A 19,684-nucleotide genomic window follows, 5' to 3' on the forward strand; every position below is an offset into this window, starting at 1 on the left:
ACCCGAAGACAAAATGGCCTACTATAACGACCTCGCCGAAATGTATGTCGGTGATGACGTTTCTACCGATTTCTACGCTTGGGTTTTCCCCAAACATGACCACGTAGCTGTCGGTACTGGTACGATGCACATCAATAAAGCCAGCATCAAACAGTTACAAGCTGGTATCCGCGCCCGTGCATCCGAGAAACTGGCAGGCGGTAAAATTATTAAAGTCGAAGCCCACCCCATTCCTGAACATCCCCGTCCTCGTCGTGTTGTCGGTCGCATCGCTTTGGTGGGAGATGCTGCTGGTTACGTTACCAAGTCCTCTGGTGAAGGTATTTATTTTGCTGCTAAATCTGGGCGGATGTGTGCTGAAACTATTGTAGAAACATCTAATAGTGGTAGCCGTATTCCTACAGAAGATGACCTCAAGGTTTACCTGAAGCGTTGGGATAAAAGATACGGACTCACTTACAAGGTGCTGGACATTTTGCAAAGCGTGTTCTATCGTTCCAATGCCACCCGTGAGGCGTTTGTGGAAATGTGCGATGACCTTGATGTACAACGGCTAACATTCGATAGCTATCTGTATAAGACGGTTGTCCCAGCTAATCCCATCACCCAACTGAAAATTACTGCCAAAACTATTGGTAGTCTAATTCGGGGTAATGCCCTTGCACCTTAATTGAGTGCAAAGGACTGGAAATTACAACAAATATATTACTCAATTTTGTGGGGTGGACATCCTGCACGCTCATGAATCAGGGCGGGCAAGATGCCCACCCTACAATATATTATTTTTATCATTTGTAAATAGACCCATGTTGTAGGGGCAATTGATGTAGATACATTCGCGGAGCGTCTCGTAGGCTACTCTACGAGTTCTCCAATGAAGTACCCACAGGGTATTGGCCTTAAGAAATATCTGAAGGGGAAGGTAATCGTTCCTCTAATTTTTCTTGCCTAGATAAACTATTTGATAATGTCAAATATTTTATTTTTGATTATTTCTCTTCAAGATCAGATTCGTTGAGTATCTTTTTTTAATCATCCTGATTTTTTGTCTTTTCATTGACTGTAGTTTATTTGTATTTCAAATTGAAGTGCGGAATATGGGTTACAAGCTTGAAGAAATTGACAAATTATTTGTCGCTGTGGTCAAATAATCTGTCGCTCTACAGGTGCGGGTGCGGGCGTAACGCGCGTTTCAGCTATCCCTTGTCGAGAACAGCCGCCGTCGATGCGAGGACGGACTGCAAAACGCCCGGAAAGCGCTCCTCCAAATCCTCTCTGCGTAGGCGGTTGAGGAGGGCCGTGCCTTCCTTGCGCGTCGTGATGACCCCTGAAGTCCGCAGCACGCGAAAATGGTGCGAGTAAAAAGCCGTTTGTCGTCATTGAGAGGTCTTTGGTTTGGGGAAGAGTTGCGATCGCTCTGACAATTTCCACTATATTTCGACGTAGCAGTGGTTCACCTCCCGTTAACCGAAATTTGGTAAACCCTAACGGAATGAAGACCTTTTTGAGCAGCGTGAATAACTCTTCATCTGTGAGAAAATCTTGCCGTAAAATATAGTCCAGTTCTGCCCCCTCTGGCATACAGTACTTACAGCGAAAGTTACAACTGTCAATTAAACTAATCCGAAGATAATCTACAGAATTCATGATTTCTTTGGTAGTAAGATGGAAGTAGTGGTAAGCCTAAAATTCTGTCTAGTTCTGAATTGTAGCCATGAACGAAGTACCAAATTGCCCCAATGTGATTGTTCAGCTTTTTGGAAAATGATAGGCTTTCTCTTACCAGTCGAGAAGCCCGTTATCTGAAGGTATTATTCAACCTTTTAAGATGATTAGTTAGACCCGTTTCCTTACCAACAGATCGATGACACTCATGGGGAATAACTGTTTTGTAGACCTGCCAAAAATCTGTATAAGCAAAAGCACATTGCTGATAAACATCTGGTAAATAATCTCATAATTTACGGGCTGATTTTCGTGTTCTATCTCCCACAAAACAACCAACGATTATTCGAGAATTACGGTCGATTGCTAGCCAGATATAAACCTCGTTTTTCTTGCTATCCAAGTTATTGTACAATTCTGCAAAATCCTTCTTGCAGAATGCCGATAAAAAGCTATTTAATCCGCCGCCATAACTAGGCGAAAACCGATGCTGATACCCCGATAATCCGGTTCATAGGATTTGCGGAAAGAGCTGCGCCAACTGTCTGTCGGCGGTTTGATGCCAACTACCACCACGCACGATGCGCTGGCTGCCACTTGCTGATCCTTTAGGGTCGGTGGATGGGCTTTGTGCATAGTAGTTTTCGCCGTACCAGTCTTGCACCCATTCCCATGCATTACCATGTACGTCGCATAAGCCCCACGGATTAGACAGTTTTTGACCGACGGGGTGGGTGCCGCCACTAGCAAAGTCTTTGCCGTACCAAGCGTAGCGACCTAAGTCACTGATGTTGTCGCCGAAAGAATAAGCTGTAGTGGTGCCTGCATGGGCTGCGTATTCCCACAATGACCTCACTCACAGCAACTTGTCCGGCGTAATCGGCAACTCCCTGATGCGCTTGCCTGTGGCATGGAAGACGGCGTTGGCGATCGCCGCCGGGATGCCGACCATGCCGAGTTCGCCCATGCCCTTGACACCGAGCGGATTGACGATTTTATCGTCCTCCTCAACGAATATCGTTTCGATCTCCAAGATATCGGCATTAACCGGCACGTGATAGTGCTGCAAATTCGGATTCATGATCCGCCCGTAACAGTGGTCAATTTCAGTCGCCTCTTGCAGCGCCATCCCAATACCCCACACCACGCCGCCTCCTGGCTGTGCGAGGTCTTCGGATTCATGATCTTGCCGCAGGCACTCACTTCAATGGCGCGCGTGACGTGGATAGTCCCGACATCCGGGTCAACTTTGACTTCCACAAATTGCGCGCCATGCGCCCCGGTTGCGTATTTTTCCCTTTCCGGCGAGGGTTTGGCTTCGTGGATGTCAACCAGTTCGCTTAGATTGTTCCGCCGCATTAACTCGGAAATATTTATCGATCGCGACGAATCATCTTTGATTTGCAGCTTTCCGTCAAGCATCTCGACCTCTTCGATTTTCGCCGTCTTAAAAGGCGAAGCCACATCTTTATTAGCCAAAGCCAACAGTTTTCGTCTGATGTTTTGTGCCGATTCATAAATCGCCGTGCCGACGCTCGCTGTGGTGAATGAACCACCCTGCACTGGAGCGGCCGGTAATTTTGTGTCCCCAAGTTCAAATTTTACCTTTTCGGCGGGCAAACCGAGATATTCAGCAGCAATCAAAGTCATCACCGTGTAAGTTCCCGGCCCGATGTCTGAAGTGGCGCTGGCGACGTGCGCGGTGCCATCCGACTTCAAAGTAATTCTCGCCGATGCTGGTCGTTGAAACGCGCCCCAAACTCCGGTCGCCATTCCCCAACCGACTAGAGAGGCAGTCCAGTAAAAGTAGTTGACAAGATGCACAGTTTTTGCAGAGTGTAAAAAGAGGAGAACACGTTATCAGGAGTGCAGCTACCATGCGTCCGTTAGTTTGGAACCCTCCCGTAGAACTGTCAGCAAAAGAAGAAAAAGTCACAAAACGTATACGCAAAGCTAAACTGTTTGTATTTTTAAGGCAGATACGTCACGAATTATTTGACGCAGAATTTCAAACAGAACTAGCAACGGTTTTTAAGGATAGTAGCGTCGGGTTATGCCCAGTACCACCCGCACAATTAGCATTAGCAATCATTCTACAAGCGTATACAGGGGTTTCAGATGACGAGGCAATGGAAGCAATTGAAATCGATAGACGATGGCAGCTAGTTTTAGATTGTCTTGATTGTGAGCAACCACCTTTTGGGAAAGGAACACTGGTGAGATTTCGTGCGCTTTTAATGTCAAAGTTGTTTGACCGACGGTTAATTGAAAAAACGATTTATATGGCACAAAAACAAGGAGACTATAACTCACGTTCGTTAAAAGTGGCGCTAGATTCAAGTCCGCTATGGGGAGCGGCAAGAGTTGAAGATACGTACAACTTGTTGGGTCATGCACTACGAAAAGCATTAGAAGTTATAGCCCAGAATTATCAACAAGATTTGGCAAATGTGGCTGCAAGTGCAGGGGCAGAAATCGTCACTGGAAATAGCCTCAAAGCAGCTTTGGATTTAGATTGGGATGACCCAGAATCTCGCAGTCTTGCCCTATCTACAATATTGCAAGCATTAAACTCAGTTGAGTCTTGGGTAGAGCAAAAAACTGATTTGGACTTCAAAACAAAGAATCAGGTAAACAAGAGTCTCAAAGATGCAAGGCAAATTGAAACACAAGATGTGGAAGAGACATCGGATGGTTCCCCAAAGCTTCCCTACGGGACGCTACGCGAACGTAAAGCTGTGGCCAAGGATAGACGTATTTCCATCGAAGATGAGGATATGCGTCATGGGCGTAAAAGCCGCAGTCAAAAATTTGATGGCTACAAACGTCATGTTCTCAAAGACTTAGAATTACAAATGGTCAGGGCTGTTGGTGTCACCAGGGCAAACACACCAGAAGCATCTGTGTAGTATCTCTATTCATCCTGATGAGTCTCTACTTGTAGAATTACGGGAACGTCAAACTACTGAGAGTGGACGTGCAAAACTCCGTGAGCGCGTTAGTGTTGAACATACTTTAGCTCATATTTCTCAGTGGCAAGGAGCTCAAGCTCGCTACATTGGCTTACGTAAAAACCTTTTTGACCTCCGACGCATGGCTGTTGTCCACAATCTCCACGTTCTTGCCCGTATGTCCGAAACTCATGCTGGAGAAATTTCTCACCTTACTAATCCACAATCTGCTTAATTTGTCAATATCTTCTACTGGACTGCCTCTCTAGGCTGCGATCGCGCTTTGATAGCTCAGGACGTTCCCACACATCGCCAAATAGCACGTTGTCAGTGAGTTCAACCAACTTTGGGGCGATGTCGCCGATCGTTCTTTGAGCCGGCGTCGGTTGCACACTGACACCGGGAACGGAGCGTGCAGGCACAGAGGATGCCGACCGTTGCGCCTGAACTGGCGTACCGTACTGCTGGTCACTGACCTTTTCCATCCAGTCGGTGCTCTTACCGTCGGGCTGTTCCACAATGGCGATGTGTGTCATTGGCGTGTTTGGCGAGGCTCCGTGCCAGTGCTTTACACCCGGCGGAATCCGGACGACATCTCCTGTCCGGATCTCCTCGACCGGCCCCCCCCAGCGCTGCACCCGCCCGATGCCAGCTATCTGCCTTGCACGTGTTGCCTTGCTTAATGAGCTACGGAATGCAACCAGAGAACACATTTTTTGCGGCTCAACGACCGGTCATTTGCTCTAGCTTTTCGGGGTATCTAGCTCCTTGTACCGCGATCTTAGAGGCGGCATCATCGATGTCACGCAGATCGTCAGGCGTGAGTTCGACTGAGACTGCCCCGATGTTTTCGTCCAAGCGATGCAGCTTCGTGGTGCCTGGGATCGGCACGATCCACGACTTCTGGGCTAGCAGCCAGGCGATCGCAATCTGAGCAGGTGTCGCCTCTTTTCGTTCTGCAATGCTGCCGAGTAGATTAATTAGGGCCTGATTCGCCTTGAGAGCCTCGGTTGTGAAGCGAGGCAGGGTGCTGCGGAAGTCGGAACTGTCGAAGGTCGTGCTTTCGTCCATCTTGCCAGTGAGAAAGCCCTTACCCAGAGGGCTGTAGGGGACAAAGCCGATGCCGAGTTCCTCAAGGGTCGGTATCACTTCCTTTTCAGGAGTCCTCGTCCAGAGCGAGTATTCACTCTGGAGAGCAGTGACCGGCTGCACCGCGTGGGCGCGACGGATCGTTTGCACTCCTGCTTCCGAGAGTCCAAAGTGCTTCACCTTACCTGCCTGAATCAGTTCTTTCACCGCTCCTGCCACGTCTTCAATCGGCACATTCGGGTCAACCCGGTGCTGATAGAGCAGGTCGATTGTCTCAACCTTGAGTCGCTTGAGCGAGCCTTCCACGGCCTGCTTGATATGCTCCGGTCGGCTATTCAATCCGGGCGCACCCGTCATTCCACGGGGATCGGAATTAGGATTGATATCAAACCCGAATTTGGTGGCAATGACCACTTGCCCACGAAAGGGAGCGAGGGCTTCGCCCACCAGTTCTTCGTTTGTGAACGGGCCGTAGACCTCGGCGGTGTCAAAGAATGTCACGCCGCGATCGATGGCAGCCCGAAGCAGATCGGTCATTTCCTGTATGTCTTTAGGCGGACCATAGGAAAAGCTCATGCCCATACAGCCCAGCCCGATCGCTGAGACTTCTAAGTTGCTGTTCCCCAGTTTGCGCGTTTGCATTGTTTTTTTCCTTTGATGTAGATTTGATATTGTTTACCGTCGATCGTTTCCTCTCACTCGGTGTCGAATTCTTGTACACCGATCTCCCGGATTCTGAATTCTTCTATGTCGGTCAATAAAAGATACTTCCTGAGCAACGCTTCATCAAACTCGGCACGGCGATTCATTTTGCTCAGTAAATCTCGTCGTCGCTCCAGCACTTCCAGGTAAATCGATTGATAGTCTTTTAATGAGTTTTGCAAAGCAACGTTTGATTCTTCGAGTTGGCGATCGAAAAACTTCAGATTAATTTCGAGCTTGGAGAACAGATTATCCAGATGTTCGTTTCGCGCACGCTCGCCACTGTATTTTTCTTCTAGGAATTGAAGCGAAGCCTGCGCTAATTTCTTTTGAATAATCATCTCCTGCTTTTGCTCAGGAATGAGGGTGAACCTATCTCTGAGGTTTACTGTGCGGATCAGCCAAGGAAGCGTTAACCCTTGAAAAACTAGGGTGATGAGAATGACGATAAACGTGATGAAGAGAATTAGCTCACGGTAGGGAAATGGCTGTCCGGCTTGAGTGAGGAGCGGGATCGAAAGTGCGGATGCCAGCGATACCACACCGCGCATTCCCACCCAACCGAAAATCAGCGGGCCTCTCCATCCTGGATTCGGGTCTGACACCGTGATCAAGCGGCTCATGACTCTCATCAAAACAGAAGTTCCTAGTGTGCAAAGCAGCCTTGTTGCGATCAGCACGATCGCGATGATTAATCCATACCCAACGGCACTGCCTAAACTAATGTTTCCAAGCTGCCGGACGACAAACGGCAATTCCAGTCCGATGAGCAAAAAAATCAGCCCGTTTAAGACAAAGACCAGATTCGCCCATACATTTACGCTTTCAATCCGGCTTTGGTAACTCAGAAAACGATCGCGCTTGCTGGATAAGAGCAATCCACCACTAACGACCGCTAGCACGCCTGAACAGTGAAAGTGTTCAGCAGCATAATACATACAGTAAGGCGTAACTAGGGTTAAGACAATTTCGATGCTGGAGGTTGTAGGTAATAAACGATGAATGCCATAGAAAATCAATCCCACAACAAGACCGATCGCGATTCCCGTTAAAATCACGAAAACGAAGTTGACGGCTGCTGCTTGAAATTGAAACTGTCCAGTGAGAACTGCCGCCAACGCGAAACGAAACACAATCAGCGACGAGGCATCGTTAAGCAAGCTTTCGCCTTCAATCAGACTGACCAGGGATTTCGGCACGTTGACCCGCCGCATGATCGTCGTCGCAGAAACGGCATCAGGCGGTGAGATAATGCCACCCAACAGAAAGCCCATCGCTAGAGTAAAACCGGGAATGAGCGCACTGGAGACCACTGCAATTACGCATGACGTTAAGATGACGATCGGAAAAGCAAACCCGATGATTAGCCCTCGCCATTTCCAGAATTCTTTCCACGAGACTTGCCACGCCGCTTCATACAGCAAGGGTGGAAGAAAGATCAGGAAAACTAGCTCTGGGTTAATGGTGATATTTGAAAACGGAGCGATGAAACTCAGCGCGAGTCCGCCCAGTACAAGCACGATCGGATAAGCCAGTCGCAGCTTATTCGCAATCATGACCAATCCGAGAATGATCAAGATCAGGCAAATATATTGAATGAAGATGTCTTGCATGAAGCCGATGTTGAAGAGAGGAGTAACGTCATTAAGAGTTGGGTTTATTCACGACTTCATTCAAGCATTGCAAAGCATTCAGTGTTCGGGGATATCCCACCCACGGCAACAATTGTGTAATCAGATCCAGCAGGATGTCTTTGCCGTTTCCGACATTCAGGTTGCCTTGAATGTGCCCCTTTATCTGTGATTCAACCCCGCCCAGAGCAATGAGAATAGATAATGTGATCATCTCCCTGAAGCTTATATCTATGCCATTGCGGGTGTAATAATCGCCAAAGCAATTGCTAGACAGAAACCTTTGAATGTGTAGCTGGTCTTTGGGCGATCGCTCATACATTTGATCGATCGTTTCGCCGAATATGGCTTTTTGTACTGTCAGCCCTTTGTCGTAGCGGGTTTCCGGGCTGGTGGTCGATTGCCCTTCTAAAGGTAATTGAATGCCCCTGCTGGACATCACTTCATTAGTGGCATGGACGAAATCAAATGCTTTCGCCATACCCACGTAGGGTATCGACTGATACAGGATCTCCTTGATTTCAATCGGCGTTACTCCGACATTGAGCGCAGCGCCCACCATAACCCTGTATTCGCTTACTGCCTGGCTGCCGATGATAGACGCCAGAATCAGCATGACTCTTGTCTTTGTATCCAGCTTGCTCTCAGCAATTACTTCGTCGAAGGCGAAGTTGTCAAAGACTTCGATCAGTTCAGGGTCGGTTACTTTCAGGGTCGATTTGTGGTTTGGAAACAGTTCTTCATGGTTTTTATGTGCCGCTTCACTTATCCTTACAGAGTCCTGCTGCTGTGTATTTGTCATCCGCACCTCCTTATTGGGGTTAAAATTCTATGGTCAGCGATTTTGTCTATAATCCCGTGCGCTTTTCCAACTCTTCTGGATAGCGATCGCCTGACACTGGAATTTCCACCAATGCCGCGTCGATGCTCTTCAACTCCTCCTGCGTCAGTTCGATGTCTGCTGCCGCAACGTTTTCTTCCAGGCGGCTCAATTTGGTCGTGCCGGGAATGGGCACAATCCACGGTTTTTGCGCCAGTATCCAGGACAGGGCGATTTGCGCTGCTGTAGCTTTCTTCTGGTTCGCCACCTCTTTCAACAAATCCACCAAGGACTGGTTAGCGTCAAGAGCCTCCGGCGTAAACCGAGGAACGATGCTGCGGAAGTCGGATTTGTCGAATTTTGCGTCCTTAGTGATACTGCCCGTCAGGAAGCCTTTACCCAAAGGACTAAACGGCACAAAACCGATTCCCAGTTCTTCCAGGGCAGGCAACAAGGTTTCTTCCGGCCGTCGCCACCACAGGGAGTACTCACTCTGAACGGCAGTTACTGGTTGGACTGCGTGTGCCCGACGCAGGGTCTGTACACCTGCTTCTGAAAGCCCCCAATGTTTGATTTTGCCTTCACCGATCAAGTCTTTGATGGTTCCGGCTACGTCTTCGATCGGCACTTGGGTATCTACGCGGTGCTGATAGTACAAATCGATCGCGTCGGTGTTTAATCGCTTCAGCGAACCTTCTACGGATTCCCTGATTCCTGATGAATGACTGTTCTGCACCTGCTTACCGTCCTGCAACTTGATGCCGAATTTCGTGGCAATGACAACGCGATCGCGGTAAGGTTTGAGCGCTTCGCCCAGCAATTCTTCATTGGTGAAGGGGCCATACATTTCGGCTGTATCAAAGAAGGTGACGCCACGCTCCACAGCAGCTTGGAGCAGGGAGATGCTTTCTTGCTTGCTGAGGGTATTGCTGTATGCATAGTTCAGCCCCATGCAGCCCAGCCCGATCGCCGAGACTTCTAAGTTGCTTTTTCCAAGTTTACGTTTTTGCATGATACTTCTCCTTTATTGGTTTGAAATCGGCTCAGTCATGGATCTTTCTGGTACCCAACGCTTTTACGATGGCGGGATCGCGATGGTCAAAGAAGGCGCTTTGCTTGCTATCCAACATCGCAACTGCATCCATATCGTCGGCGCTTAACTCGAAGTCGAAAACGTTGAAGTTTTCGGACATACGTTCCTTGCGAACCGACTTGGGAATCGCCGCCACATCGCGTTGCGTCAGCCAGCACAGGATGACCTGAGCCACCCTTTTGCCGTATTTTCCGGCGATGGACAGCAAAACGTCGTTGTGGAAGATGTAGTTTTTGCCGTTTCGAGATCGATGTTCCAGCCGGACTTGGATCCGATCGCAACCTTGTCTCGGAACGGCGCTACGCCTTCGCCGAGTATCCGTTCCACCTCATGAGGGCCGTAAGCCTCCGCCGCGTCGTAAAAGGTGATGCCACGATCAAAGGCTGTCTGAATGATGTTGAACGCGCCACGCCGCTCTTTTGGATGGCTTTGCCGACGGCTTCTTCGTTGCCGTAAGAAGCTGCCGTGTCAATCAGACGGTAGCCGATTTCAATCGCGTCCGAGACGCTTCTTTCGCACTCTTCGAGATCAGTCATTTGGAAAACACCGAATCCCAAAATGGGCATTTCCAACCCGTTGTTCAAGACAACTTTCTGCATAATTTCTCCTTTGAGCGGCACCTGCGGTAGCCGTGTGGAGCTGTTCATAGAGATCGAAGAGAGCAACCGAGTCGTCGGGGAAGTCGAAGCAACCACCGTCAGAGGCGGCGGCAACCCGATACACGAGGGAGTCCGGGCAAAAGCGCGAGTACGTGGCGTCGAATTGTTGGATTCGATTGAGAATGCACTGCTGCAAGCGACGGGTCAACGGCTTGTACGTTTCGATCTCCCATTGAGTTCCGATGGCCTCGAACGTGAACACGAACCTGCTGACGCCGTCCTCCGCTACGTAGGCCGTATAGTCACTGCTGATCCGTTTCGGCGCGTCGCCCATTGTGCCATGCGAGATTGACTCCTGCTTGTCCACCGCCGAACCGTAGCCAAAGCTCAGTCCTACACAGCCGACCCCGATCGCCGAAACTTCCAGATCACTGTTGCCAAATTTGCACTTCTGCATGATTACTCCTTTAAGGTTCCACCGCAGTTATGCAGATTTAAGGGATGCCATATCAATACAGAAGCGGTATTTCACATCAGACTTGAGCAGTCGCTCGTAGGCTTCGTTGACCTTCTGGATGGGGATGACTTCGACATCTGCGGTGATGTTATGCTTACCGCAAAAGTCGAGCATCTCCTGAGTTTCGGCGATGCCGCCGATATTAGAGCCGGAGAGACTGCGGCGACCCATGATCAGGCTGAATGCCGACACGTCCAAGGGCTTCTCAGGTGCGCCGACAAGGGTAATGTTGCCATCGAGGCGGAGCAGGTTGAGATAGGCGTTGATGTCGTGCTTGGCGGAGACGGTGTCGAGGATGAAATCGAAGCTGCCAGCATGCTTCTGCATTTCATCGGTGTTGCGGGAGACCACCACTTCGTCAGCACCGAGGCGGAGCGCGTCTTCTGTTTTATCGGGCGAGGTGGTGAAGACGACGACGTGGGCACCGAACGCACGGGCGAACTTCACACCCATGTGTCCCAGCCCGCCAAGACCGACCACGCCAACTTTCTTGCCCTTGGTGACACCCCAGTGGCGCAGGGGGGAGTAGGTTGTAATCCCGGCACAGAGGAGTGGCGCGACTCCAGGGAGATCGAGGTTGGTGGGAACGCGCAGAACGAAGCCTTCATCGACGACAATGCTATCGGAGTAGCCACCATAGGTGATACCTCCGAGGTGTTTGTCCGGGGAGTTGAAGGTGAGGGTCTGGTTCGAGCAGAACTGCTCAAGGCCAGCTTGGCAATGGGGGCAGGTCTTGTCCGAGTCCACCAGGCAGCCGACCGCGGCGAGGTCGCCGGGCTTGTACTTCGTAACTGCCGAGCCGACCTTGGTGACGCGGCCGACGATCTCATGACCTGGTACAATTGGGTAGACGGTGGACATGATACTGCTCCACTCGTTACGCACCGAATGGAGGTCGGAGTGGCAGATGCCGCAGAAGAGGATTTCAATCTGCACGTCGTGTTCAGTTGGATCGCGACGCTTGATCTTGGTGGAGGATAGCGGTGATGTTGCACTGGCTGCGGAATAAGCTTTCGTATTGTACATAATTAATATTGATGCTCCTATTTGTCTACTTTTGGCATCTGGTATTGTTCGTCGCTGACCTTTTCCATCCAGTCCACGGGCTTGCCGTCGAGCCATTCCTGAATGGCGATGTGCGTCATGGACGTGGTTGCTGTAGCACCGTGCCAATGCTTCTCACCCGGCGAGATCCAGATCGCGTCCCCCGGTCGAATTTGCTCGATCGAGCCGCCCCAGCGTTGTACTAGGCCACAGCCAGCCGTCACGATTAGGGTTTGTCCCAAGGGGTGGGTATGCCATGCTGTCCTAGCACCAGGCTCAAACGTGACACTGGCACCAGACGTGCGTGCTGGATCGTGTGCCTCAAACAGGGGGTCAACGCGGACAGTGCCGGTAAAATACTCAGCCGGTCCTTTGGCGGAAGGCTGTGAGCCACTTCTTTTGATGTCCATTTTCTTAATTCCTTCACTTGATGCCATTTTGGTGGCTAGCAGGCAAGTCTCTTGCCCAATCAAAACTGAGTTTTTTATTCAATAAAAATCTAAAGTGCTTACAAGAAGCCAAAATCATTTTTCATTGCTTTAGCTTCATCTTAGGCATTTTGGAGGACAAACAATAAAACAATCGTCTAAGATTGTTGTACAATCCTGCAAACTTAGAAATGAACGCTGCCAAAACGAGTGAAAAGTCCGATATCAATTTTATGAACGACCCGCAGGCAAAGCGCGAGGCAGACAGAGCGCAAGCCCACAGAGATGAACTGACTGAGCGGATTGCACAGGCTATTCGTCAGGATGGGACAATTGAGCCGCATAAAGGATTGCACTTCAACCGCTCCTCCTCGCCTTCGGAACCCTGTCATAGTGTCTCTATCCCTGCCTTTTGTGTGATTGCTCAGGGCAGCAAAGAAGTTTTTCTGGGCAGCGATCGCTATCAGTACGACCCGATGCGTTATCTGCTTGCTACGGTCGAACTGCCAATTGTTAGCCAAATTCTGGAAGCGTCCAAGGCGCAACCGTACTTTAGCGTTCGCCTCGATCTTGACCCCACCCTCGTTGGCTCAGTGATGGTCGAGGCAGGGTATCCCTCATCGCGCAGCCGTGCTGATGTGAAAGCGATCGACGTAAGTCCGTTGAATGCAAATCTGTTGGACGCTGTGGTGCGGCTTGTCAGGCTTCTAGATTCCCCTGCTGAAGCGAATGTTCTCGCACCACTGATTAAGCGGGAAATCATTTACCGACTCTTGATGGGAGAGCAAGGTAATCGGCTCCGTCATATTGCAGTTCTGGGTGGCTACACCTACCACATCGCCAGAGCCGTCGAGCGACTTCGTAAAGACTTTAACGAACCGATCAAGATTGAAAACATCGCACGAGAGCTGGGAATGAGTGTTTCGGGCTTTCACCATCACTTCAAGTCTGTCACTGCAATGAGTCCCTTGCAGTTCCAGAAGCAATTGCGGCTCCAGGAGGCTCGCCGTCTGATGCTGGGGGAAAGCCTTGACGCTAGCAGTGCTGCATATCGAGTGGGGTACGACGATGCCTCGCACTTCAACCGGGAGTACAAGCGGCTCTTTGGTGCACCACCGATGCGCCATGTGGAGCGGCTGCGAGAAGCTGCTAGGGAAACTGCTAGTTCAATATGATCTCCTAAAGATGCCCTAATTTGCCAGAAATCGTTAAAACATTGTGGAGACATATCTGTGTAGCGCACCGTATGCTGAATGTTTTTGTGTTTTTTTCACAACGCGGCATTAATTATAGTTGCAGGCTTATGTCATATTTCATTGAAAAATTTTGTTTATCGCTATCTGGGGTTTGATTTTGTCCACAAGCATCATCAAGTTGTTTTCTTAATTCATCTCTAATAGCTTGAATTTTAGAGTAAAACTCTGTCTCTGAAATAAAATTGACATAAGTTTTTGCGCGATCGCACCCTAATTGAGGTTGGGCTAGTTGAACAATGATACCAGTGAGTGCATCAACATCAGCTGGCTTTGTGATGTGCCTTTGAAATTTTGCCTGAAGTGCTTTAAGCTGGTGGAGTGGGAGCAATGCGATTTTGTGAGGTGCTTAAAATTCAGGTGCTAAATCACCTATTTAGGGGTGCGATCGCAGTGAAATAACTGTTTTTATTGAGAATCTAGCTCTTTAACTGAGAATTAAAGTCTGATCTAACAAAATCGCATTGCTCCCGGTGGAGTTCTGCGGCATAGGCTATCTGTTGCCGTAGGTTGCCCTGACGTATGTTACCCAACATCCACAATTCTCAAACATAGTGCGATCGCCGAATAGCCCGTCGTAGACATCGCTCTCTCACTTTTCGGCAACAGCTAGCGGGAGCATCCTTCGTTTGAGAATTGCGATCGCCCATCTTTCATAGACAAAGATTGAGTAGACAGATCAACCGTGGTTGGGCGATCGCTTGAATGGGGAATTCTAGTTTAGAATATCGATAACAAATAATTAGCGCCGGAATGCGGAGAATGGCTATGGTTTACCCTAAACTTAGCGGCGAAGAAATTACTCGACGGGGCAAAAAACATTATGAAAATCTCCGTACTCAAATTGAGACAGCAGAAAATATTGGCAAAATTATTTCAATTAATGTTGAAACCGGTGACTATGAAATTGGGGATGATTTGTTAATAACGAGTCGTCGATTACAAGCTAAACAATCGGATGCGCCAATTTGGGCGGCACGGATTGGGTTTAATGCTGTCTATGCCATTGGTGGGACATTAATTAGGACAGAGTAGTAAGTGATACACGGTACTGTGGTCGGGCTACAAGCTCGAATGAGTGTAATACTTCGTCCTCCAGGACGGTCAACCCCTTCGGGGAATTCAAAATTATGAATTCAAAATTCAAAATTAAGACAGAGCATAAATAAATTTAGGGACTTGAGAAAAGGACACCTTTTCCTCGCACTACGTGTCTCGTAAAAAATCTTTTTCCTTCTCAATAAACGAATAATGGTGCTTGAAACCTAAATTTATTAATTCAAAATTATTTCTTAAATTTTGAATTTTGAATTTTGAATTCGGAGCGAAGCGACGTGACCCTGCCAATTGCGGTCGTTAATGAGCTTCAACTCCCCTATGTGGCTCGAATTGATGCCAACCTTGCCGATGATTCCAGTATTGCAGCCTTTGCTTATCGTGTAACAGTTGTGTGGAATGGTATAGAGCGTGAGGTTATAGTTCTAGGAATAGGTCGTCGTCCATTGATTGGAACTGCCCTGCTTGAAGATTTTCATCTCGGCATAGACTTTTGTGACGGTGGTACAGTACTGATTGATGAGATTTTGTAGATTTTATTTAATTGGTTTACAAAATAAATCCTCAAATAATATTATTATTTTAAATTGGAAAAGACTTGTGGATGATTATAAGGCAGGAAATGGCAACGATAAGATTATGATCTATAGCCGTCATGCAGAGCTTATTAAAGGGGAACGAAAGGTCAATCTATTGAAAAATTTCAATTTTAAAAAATAGAGATTTTTATTTTTATGCAGTATCTTTCTTAACTCCAGAAACAATTGCAGACTTAACCCACAGCCAAGTTCTAAACTGCGTTAGGAGAGTAGCAACAATCACCATTAATGCTTCCGAGCGTGACAGTTGACAGCACTAGCTTGATTTTTTTAGCCTGAGTAGCGATGCCTGCGGCGAGCTTCGCTAACGCCTTTTCAATCAAATCAGTACGCCAAACTGGTATTAATGGAAACTCAAACAACTTGGCATACTTGACAATATGTTTGTAAATCTTCAGGCGCTTATCTAGATTGGTGGCGACAAACACCAGAATTGTGAATTCAGGCACTTGAACAAGCTGCTGCAAAGTTGACAACTCAGTATCACCCCACTGCTTGAGGTGGCAATTTTCCACAATCACCAGTTTTTTACCACCAGTGAAGGAACGAGTGCGAGCTACGCTGATGGCTCGGTCAAGGTGATCGGCTGGAAATCGGTGATAGCAAAGTGTGAGCCATTGAGCATCAATCTCTGCTTTATATTGGTTTAGCTGTTCCTGAATAGCGTGTTGATCGTCACCTGTGAGCAATACAATCATGCTTTTACCCTCCCATTACGGCTCTTGTTGGCAGTTTTAATTAACACAGTCATTGGTTGTTGACTTTGGGTAGCTCGTTGCAGCATTTTAGCGATCGCCTCTTTACTACTCTCAAACTTATTCAGGTAAGCTGGTGTAACCTCTAAAATTGCCTTGTCACCTTGCAATTTAACAAGATGAGCATGAGCCAACAGCTTTTGATTGCTGGGTTTAGCTATATCCATCACCTGCTGCCAAATTTGAGCCAGTTTAGTAGTCTGGGGTGCAACTGTTGGTAACAATTTGTCATCTACAGGTTTAGCTGTCACCTTGTTTGTGGTGTATACTCCAACTGTCGGTAGCAACTTGCCGTCATGCACAGGTTTAGCAGTTAGCATCTTGGTTGCACAGACAGGCAAGAAACTGGGTATCAGGTTCAGTAAGCAAACTTCTAGCCATACAGCAGTATTTACTGTGTACCGAAGATAGTTTTCTGCTTTTTGTAACTCTGTTAGGGACAAATTCAGCGTCTCGAAATTCCAGTGATTTGCTAAAACCTTGAGTTGAGCATAGCTAACACAACCAGTTAGCAGGGATTGCTCTTTGGGTGCAGACTTGATAATCAGTAAGTCTCGGTATGTTTGCAGTAAGTTAGAGAGAATCAATTTGGGCGTTTTACCAGAGTCCACTAAAAGTCTTGCTACTTGCAGCAAGTTAAAGGTGTTGTTGGTGGATATTGCCTGTAAAATTGACATTAATTCTGTTTCTGTAACACCACCAGCAATTTCCATGACATGATTGGCAGTGATATCTTCATCTAAAAGACTCACCTGACCCAGTAATTGCAGTGCATCCCGCAATCCACCATCGCCCAGGCGTGCGATCGCTGTTAGTGCCTCATCATCAATAGATCAGAAGCTAATGCGATCGCTTACTTGAACTTCCGTATCTTTTATAACTTGAGTATTAGTAGTTTCGTAATACTCAGTCAATATCTTCTTGATAGCATTGCGGTATTGTTCTAGCTTATCCATTGCCGAATTTCCTCCTTTTCTGTATTTACAACTATTAACAGCAGGTGATTTTCATTGATGACTGCTTGTACAGATTTACGTTGAAAAAAGTTCTCATAGACAACATCATCAACAGCTAAATAAAGCTTATATTCCGGCTCTGTAAGTTGAATGAGTTTCCGATAGACTATGTATTGTCCCAGCGCCGAAATTGACGCATAGACATTTGCAGTTCTGGATTTGGTCTATCTCCATAAGGAACCAACATGGCAGGATGATCTGATTGTTGCAAGTGCATTTTGATAGCGGAACTAGGAATTGCTTTGGCTGCTTTTACTAAATACTTGAGGTTAAACTGAATATTCAATGACATTTCTGATGGTAGATGAGCAGCAATAACCTGATCGCCTTTGCCAAACTCCCGTTCAATTGATAGTCGTAGCTGCTGCAAACTTCCATCAAATTGTAAGTAAATACCTTTCTCTTTTTTATCTGTTAACACAGCTAACCGTTCCAGTGCTTTGACTAAGAATGCTTTTTCTAGGATTACTTCTCGGTCAAAGCTAAATCTTGCCAATAGCTGTTCGCAGTCAGGGTAAGTTCCTTCCAAACATTGACATCTGAGGATAATATCTTGCCAAGCAAAACCCAAGCGATTACTTTGAGCATCATACAACAGATTAATGAATTCGACAGAATCATCCAAGTTCCGCGCTAGTTCCTTGAGGACTCGACCGGGAATAGGAAATTGGATTATCTCTTCAGATTCTACTTGTTTGCCGGGTTTTCTACCAATTCCTTGAGTTGAAAGTTCAGTGGTTGCGACTTGATGCCCATCAGTACCAATAAACTTTAACTTCTCCTGTGTAAGCTGGATATGAACTCCGGTCAAGATATATTTATTTTCATCAGTGCTTACAGCATAAATTAGACCTTTCAAACCTAATTTATTTTTGCTGTAATTGATACCAAGTATCAAAGACTATTGTAGATATTTTTATAAATAATCGTCAAATGACTTGCTAGTAATCTTTTTGAGATATCTCATCAAGATTAATTATCATGTAAAATAATATGCTTGCTGTCAAGAAAATCACTTGTACTTAGATTTGATTTTTAGCGATGGCTACACCCGCCGTTGGCGTACCACTTGTCTACGGCACGCTCCACGAACGTGGAAGCAAGCTAGCAAGAGCGTGTCGCAGACAAACCTCTCCAAGAGTTGGCATTGCACCTTGTTTACCCCGACCTGACAAAATTGCATTGCTCCCCTCACTAGACAGCAGTCGTCACACGCCCTATTATAAACGAGACGATCGGTTATCTTGTCTGGAGAATTATGAGTCCGTCAGGAGAGTCTCGATGAATGGAGCCGAAGCTAAAGGGGCCTTTGGAGAAACACTTGCGTCTTATTACCATCAGAGTGATAGCGAAACTGCGACCCTGGCTTGGTCACAGCAAAGTACGTTCGCTATTACACGACTCCACTCGGACGTTGGGCTGCCTGGCACCTCGAACCCTATTCCTGAAGAACCCGCAATTCACGTATCCGTTGCGATCAAGCCCGTTCCCTTACACAGCTATGAACTTTGTATAGACGACCGCGAGATTGCGGTTCCATACATACCTGCGTACCGGACAAGCATTATCGATCTGCAATCGAAACCTGTGTGCTTCGTTGATTGCGGTTTCGACTATGTTCACTACCACGTACCTCGAGAGGGTCTCGACGAAATCGCACGAGATCACAACATCCAGCCGATTGGAAGCTATAAATTTGTGATTTGTGAGGATGATCTGGTCATCGCACAGATGACCAAGAACGTTCTGCCATTCATTGGGTCGCAAGATTGGCCTAGTTCCCTCGCTCTCGATCAGTTCAGTCTGATCTTCGGTGCACATCTGCTCCAGAAGTACGGCGGGTTGTCTCGTCTACCAGAAGTCTCGCCGCGAGGGCTTGCCCCATGGCAAAAGCGTCGGGCCACCGAACTTTTGCTAGAACACCTTGATGGGAATGTCCATCTCGCTAGAGTTGCTCAGGAATGCCAAATGTCTGTGAGTCATTTCGCACGGTCGTTCAAAGTGAGCTTTGGTGTTTCGGCTCACCGTTGGCTCATCGAACGCCGCATTGATCGTTCCAAGGAACTTCTCATCCAGACTCGCACTCCTTTAATCGATGTCGCGCTGCAATCGGGTTTCTCCGATCAAGCTGCATTCACCCGAACCTTCCATCAGGTTGTGGGCGACAGTCCTGGACGTTGGAGGCGAGAACACGTTGGTCGCTGAAGTTCACTGTCCGGCAAAACAGCTAATCAACAAAGACGCAAAAGAGAAATTTCTGGGCTTCACATCTCTGTGAAGCCTTGTCTGTGCGCGATCGTGTACGTAATCCTGCTTGTAGCAGATTTGCCAACAACATCGACTGCTACTCATATCAAGTCCGGTTAATCACTTATAAGGGAGATGCTGAAAACCCCTGAGAAACAGCAACGTAGTTGCGTATTTCGTACTTCAGGCAGGGGATGAAAGCTAGCAGCACCGTTTACG

The 19,684-nt window shown here is 47.7% G+C and carries 23 protein-coding genes and 5 pseudogenes; 6 read left to right on the forward strand and 22 right to left on the reverse strand.

The annotated features are described in order from the left end of the window. Positions 1-670, forward strand: a pseudogene (locus V7K25_RS28120) (geranylgeranyl reductase); the annotation flags it as partial. A gap of 671 nt (positions 671-1,341) precedes the next feature. Here V7K25_RS28120 and V7K25_RS28130 read toward each other — a convergent pair. The 5 genes and pseudogenes from V7K25_RS28130 to V7K25_RS28150 all read right to left on the reverse strand — a co-directional run. Then, positions 1,342-1,647 (reverse strand): annotated as a pseudogene (locus V7K25_RS28130) (radical SAM protein); the annotation flags it as partial. 49 nt (positions 1,648-1,696) lie between these two features. Beyond that, positions 1,697-2,083 (reverse strand): annotated as a pseudogene (locus V7K25_RS28135) (IS1 family transposase); the annotation flags it as partial. A gap of 93 nt (positions 2,084-2,176) precedes the next feature. Then, a complete protein-coding gene (locus tag V7K25_RS31730; RefSeq protein WP_442948124.1) occupies positions 2,177-2,521 on the reverse strand; it encodes a formylglycine-generating enzyme family protein in 345 nt (114 codons plus the stop codon). Next, positions 2,522-2,746 carry a hypothetical protein gene (locus V7K25_RS28145; RefSeq protein ID WP_442948126.1) on the reverse strand — a complete coding sequence of 75 codons (225 nt, stop codon included), beginning with the start codon at positions 2,744-2,746 and terminating at the stop codon, positions 2,522-2,524. It abuts the gene before it with no gap. A 12-nt stretch (positions 2,747-2,758) separates the two neighbouring features. Further along, positions 2,759-3,438, reverse strand: a pseudogene (locus V7K25_RS28150) (xanthine dehydrogenase family protein molybdopterin-binding subunit); the annotation flags it as partial. A 104-nt stretch (positions 3,439-3,542) separates the two neighbouring features. Here V7K25_RS28150 and V7K25_RS28155 point away from each other — a divergent pair. After that, a pseudogene (locus V7K25_RS28155) lies at positions 3,543-4,851 on the forward strand (transposase). A 4-nt stretch (positions 4,852-4,855) separates the two neighbouring features. On the opposite strand, the gene V7K25_RS28160 reads toward V7K25_RS28155, so the two are convergent. The 11 genes from V7K25_RS28160 to V7K25_RS28205 form a co-directional block, all read right to left on the reverse strand. Further along, positions 4,856-5,038, reverse strand: coding sequence for a carboxymuconolactone decarboxylase family protein (locus tag V7K25_RS28160; RefSeq protein WP_292793993.1), 183 nt, complete (start codon positions 5,036-5,038; stop codon positions 4,856-4,858). A 301-nt stretch (positions 5,039-5,339) separates the two neighbouring features. Then, entirely contained in the window at positions 5,340-6,347 is a 1,008-nt protein-coding gene (locus V7K25_RS28165; RefSeq protein ID WP_292793990.1) for an aldo/keto reductase, read from the reverse strand. A 53-nt stretch (positions 6,348-6,400) separates the two neighbouring features. Continuing rightward, positions 6,401-8,020 carry a Na+/H+ antiporter gene (locus V7K25_RS28170; RefSeq protein WP_335162727.1) on the reverse strand — a complete coding sequence of 540 codons (1,620 nt, stop codon included), beginning with the start codon at positions 8,018-8,020 and terminating at the stop codon, positions 6,401-6,403. A 31-nt stretch (positions 8,021-8,051) separates the two neighbouring features. After that, positions 8,052-8,840, reverse strand: a complete 789-nt coding sequence (locus V7K25_RS28175) for a carboxymuconolactone decarboxylase family protein (protein ID WP_292793986.1) — start codon at positions 8,838-8,840, stop codon at positions 8,052-8,054. A 46-nt stretch (positions 8,841-8,886) separates the two neighbouring features. Further along, positions 8,887-9,870: an aldo/keto reductase gene (locus V7K25_RS28180; RefSeq protein ID WP_335162729.1), complete on the reverse strand. Its 984-nt coding sequence runs from the start codon at positions 9,868-9,870 to the stop codon at positions 8,887-8,889. 31 nt (positions 9,871-9,901) lie between these two features. After that, positions 9,902-10,159: an aldo/keto reductase gene (locus V7K25_RS28185; RefSeq protein WP_335162731.1), complete on the reverse strand. Its 258-nt coding sequence runs from the start codon at positions 10,157-10,159 to the stop codon at positions 9,902-9,904. Continuing rightward, on the reverse strand, positions 10,099-10,347 hold the full coding sequence (locus V7K25_RS31735) for an aldo/keto reductase (RefSeq protein ID WP_442948125.1): 249 nt from the start codon (positions 10,345-10,347) through the stop codon (positions 10,099-10,101). The genes V7K25_RS28185 and V7K25_RS31735 overlap by 61 nt, the downstream gene beginning before the upstream one ends. Beyond that, positions 10,251-10,487 (reverse strand): aldo/keto reductase, encoded by a 237-nt coding sequence (locus V7K25_RS28190; RefSeq protein ID WP_335162733.1) that lies wholly within the window; start codon positions 10,485-10,487, stop codon positions 10,251-10,253. The genes V7K25_RS31735 and V7K25_RS28190 overlap by 97 nt, the downstream gene beginning before the upstream one ends. Continuing rightward, positions 10,480-11,007 (reverse strand): hypothetical protein, encoded by a 528-nt coding sequence (locus tag V7K25_RS28195; protein ID WP_335162735.1) that lies wholly within the window; start codon positions 11,005-11,007, stop codon positions 10,480-10,482. The genes V7K25_RS28190 and V7K25_RS28195 overlap by 8 nt, the downstream gene beginning before the upstream one ends. A gap of 27 nt (positions 11,008-11,034) precedes the next feature. After that, entirely contained in the window at positions 11,035-12,093 is a 1,059-nt protein-coding gene (locus V7K25_RS28200) for an NAD(P)-dependent alcohol dehydrogenase (protein WP_292793971.1), read from the reverse strand. 17 nt (positions 12,094-12,110) lie between these two features. Further along, entirely contained in the window at positions 12,111-12,548 is a 438-nt protein-coding gene (locus V7K25_RS28205; protein ID WP_335162737.1) for a (R)-mandelonitrile lyase, read from the reverse strand. Between the two features lie 182 nt (positions 12,549-12,730). Between V7K25_RS28205 and V7K25_RS28210 the strand changes: the two genes are divergently transcribed. Continuing rightward, positions 12,731-13,714: an AraC family transcriptional regulator gene (locus V7K25_RS28210; protein WP_334791553.1), complete on the forward strand. Its 984-nt coding sequence runs from the start codon at positions 12,731-12,733 to the stop codon at positions 13,712-13,714. A gap of 112 nt (positions 13,715-13,826) precedes the next feature. On the opposite strand, the gene V7K25_RS28215 is transcribed toward V7K25_RS28210, so the two are convergent. After that, entirely contained in the window at positions 13,827-14,123 is a 297-nt protein-coding gene (locus V7K25_RS28215) for a hypothetical protein (protein ID WP_335162739.1), read from the reverse strand. 437 nt (positions 14,124-14,560) lie between these two features. On the opposite strand from V7K25_RS28215, the gene V7K25_RS28220 reads away from it, so the two are divergent. Next, positions 14,561-14,827 (forward strand): hypothetical protein, encoded by a 267-nt coding sequence (locus V7K25_RS28220; protein ID WP_335162741.1) that lies wholly within the window; start codon positions 14,561-14,563, stop codon positions 14,825-14,827. Positions 14,828-15,171: 344 nt separating this feature from the next. Continuing rightward, positions 15,172-15,381, forward strand: coding sequence for a hypothetical protein (locus V7K25_RS28225; protein ID WP_292793959.1), 210 nt, complete (start codon positions 15,172-15,174; stop codon positions 15,379-15,381). Positions 15,382-15,638: 257 nt separating this feature from the next. On the opposite strand, the gene V7K25_RS28230 is transcribed toward V7K25_RS28225, so the two are convergent. Genes V7K25_RS28230 through V7K25_RS28250 form a run of 5 tightly spaced genes read right to left on the reverse strand, consistent with a single transcriptional unit; the run spans position 15,639 to position 18,077 of the window. After that, positions 15,639-16,145, reverse strand: a complete 507-nt coding sequence (locus V7K25_RS28230; RefSeq protein WP_335162743.1) for a DNA polymerase III subunit delta — start codon at positions 16,143-16,145, stop codon at positions 15,639-15,641. Next, positions 16,142-16,984, reverse strand: a complete 843-nt coding sequence (locus tag V7K25_RS28235) for a hypothetical protein (protein WP_335162745.1) — start codon at positions 16,982-16,984, stop codon at positions 16,142-16,144. Before V7K25_RS28235 ends, V7K25_RS28230 begins: the two co-directional genes overlap by 4 nt. A 51-nt stretch (positions 16,985-17,035) precedes the next feature. Next, positions 17,036-17,158: a hypothetical protein gene (locus tag V7K25_RS28240; protein WP_335162747.1), complete on the reverse strand. Its 123-nt coding sequence runs from the start codon at positions 17,156-17,158 to the stop codon at positions 17,036-17,038. Next, on the reverse strand, positions 17,146-17,349 hold the full coding sequence (locus V7K25_RS28245) for an element excision factor XisH family protein (protein ID WP_335162753.1): 204 nt from the start codon (positions 17,347-17,349) through the stop codon (positions 17,146-17,148). Before V7K25_RS28245 ends, V7K25_RS28240 begins: the two co-directional genes overlap by 13 nt. After that, positions 17,325-18,077, reverse strand: a complete 753-nt coding sequence (locus V7K25_RS28250; protein WP_335162749.1) for a DNA polymerase III subunit beta — start codon at positions 18,075-18,077, stop codon at positions 17,325-17,327. Before V7K25_RS28250 ends, V7K25_RS28245 begins: the two co-directional genes overlap by 25 nt. A gap of 1,052 nt (positions 18,078-19,129) precedes the next feature. Here V7K25_RS28250 and V7K25_RS28255 point away from each other — a divergent pair. Beyond that, entirely contained in the window at positions 19,130-19,423 is a 294-nt protein-coding gene (locus V7K25_RS28255) for a helix-turn-helix transcriptional regulator (RefSeq protein ID WP_335162751.1), read from the forward strand. Positions 19,424-19,684 lie beyond the last annotated feature (261 nt).

This window comes from Nostoc sp., from assembly GCF_036919495.1.
GTDB lineage: Bacteria > Cyanobacteriota > Cyanobacteriia > Cyanobacteriales > Nostocaceae > Nostoc.

Excerpts from the sequence above, each read along its gene's own strand:
- V7K25_RS28145 (WP_442948126.1), bottom strand. The coding sequence starts at position 2,746 with ATGAATCCGAATTTGCAGCACTATCACGTGCCGGTTAATGCCGATATC.
- V7K25_RS28165 (WP_292793990.1), bottom strand. The coding sequence starts at position 6,347 with ATGCAAACGCGCAAACTGGGGAACAGCAACTTAGAAGTCTCAGCGATC.
- V7K25_RS28170 (WP_335162727.1), bottom strand. The coding sequence starts at position 8,020 with ATGCAAGACATCTTCATTCAATATATTTGCCTGATCTTGATCATTCTC.
- V7K25_RS28175 (WP_292793986.1), bottom strand. The coding sequence starts at position 8,840 with ATGACAAATACACAGCAGCAGGACTCTGTAAGGATAAGTGAAGCGGCA.
- V7K25_RS28180 (WP_335162729.1), bottom strand. The coding sequence starts at position 9,870 with ATGCAAAAACGTAAACTTGGAAAAAGCAACTTAGAAGTCTCGGCGATC.
- V7K25_RS28190 (WP_335162733.1), bottom strand. The coding sequence starts at position 10,487 with ATGACTGATCTCGAAGAGTGCGAAAGAAGCGTCTCGGACGCGATTGAA.
- V7K25_RS28195 (WP_335162735.1), bottom strand. The coding sequence starts at position 11,007 with ATGCAGAAGTGCAAATTTGGCAACAGTGATCTGGAAGTTTCGGCGATC.
- V7K25_RS28200 (WP_292793971.1), bottom strand. The coding sequence starts at position 12,093 with ATGTACAATACGAAAGCTTATTCCGCAGCCAGTGCAACATCACCGCTA.
- V7K25_RS28205 (WP_335162737.1), bottom strand. The coding sequence starts at position 12,548 with ATGGCATCAAGTGAAGGAATTAAGAAAATGGACATCAAAAGAAGTGGC.
- V7K25_RS28210 (WP_334791553.1), top strand. The coding sequence starts at position 12,731 with ATGAACGCTGCCAAAACGAGTGAAAAGTCCGATATCAATTTTATGAAC.
- V7K25_RS28220 (WP_335162741.1), top strand. The coding sequence starts at position 14,561 with ATGGTTTACCCTAAACTTAGCGGCGAAGAAATTACTCGACGGGGCAAA.
- V7K25_RS28230 (WP_335162743.1), bottom strand. The coding sequence starts at position 16,145 with ATGATTGTATTGCTCACAGGTGACGATCAACACGCTATTCAGGAACAG.
- V7K25_RS28240 (WP_335162747.1), bottom strand. The coding sequence starts at position 17,158 with ATGGATAAGCTAGAACAATACCGCAATGCTATCAAGAAGATATTGACT.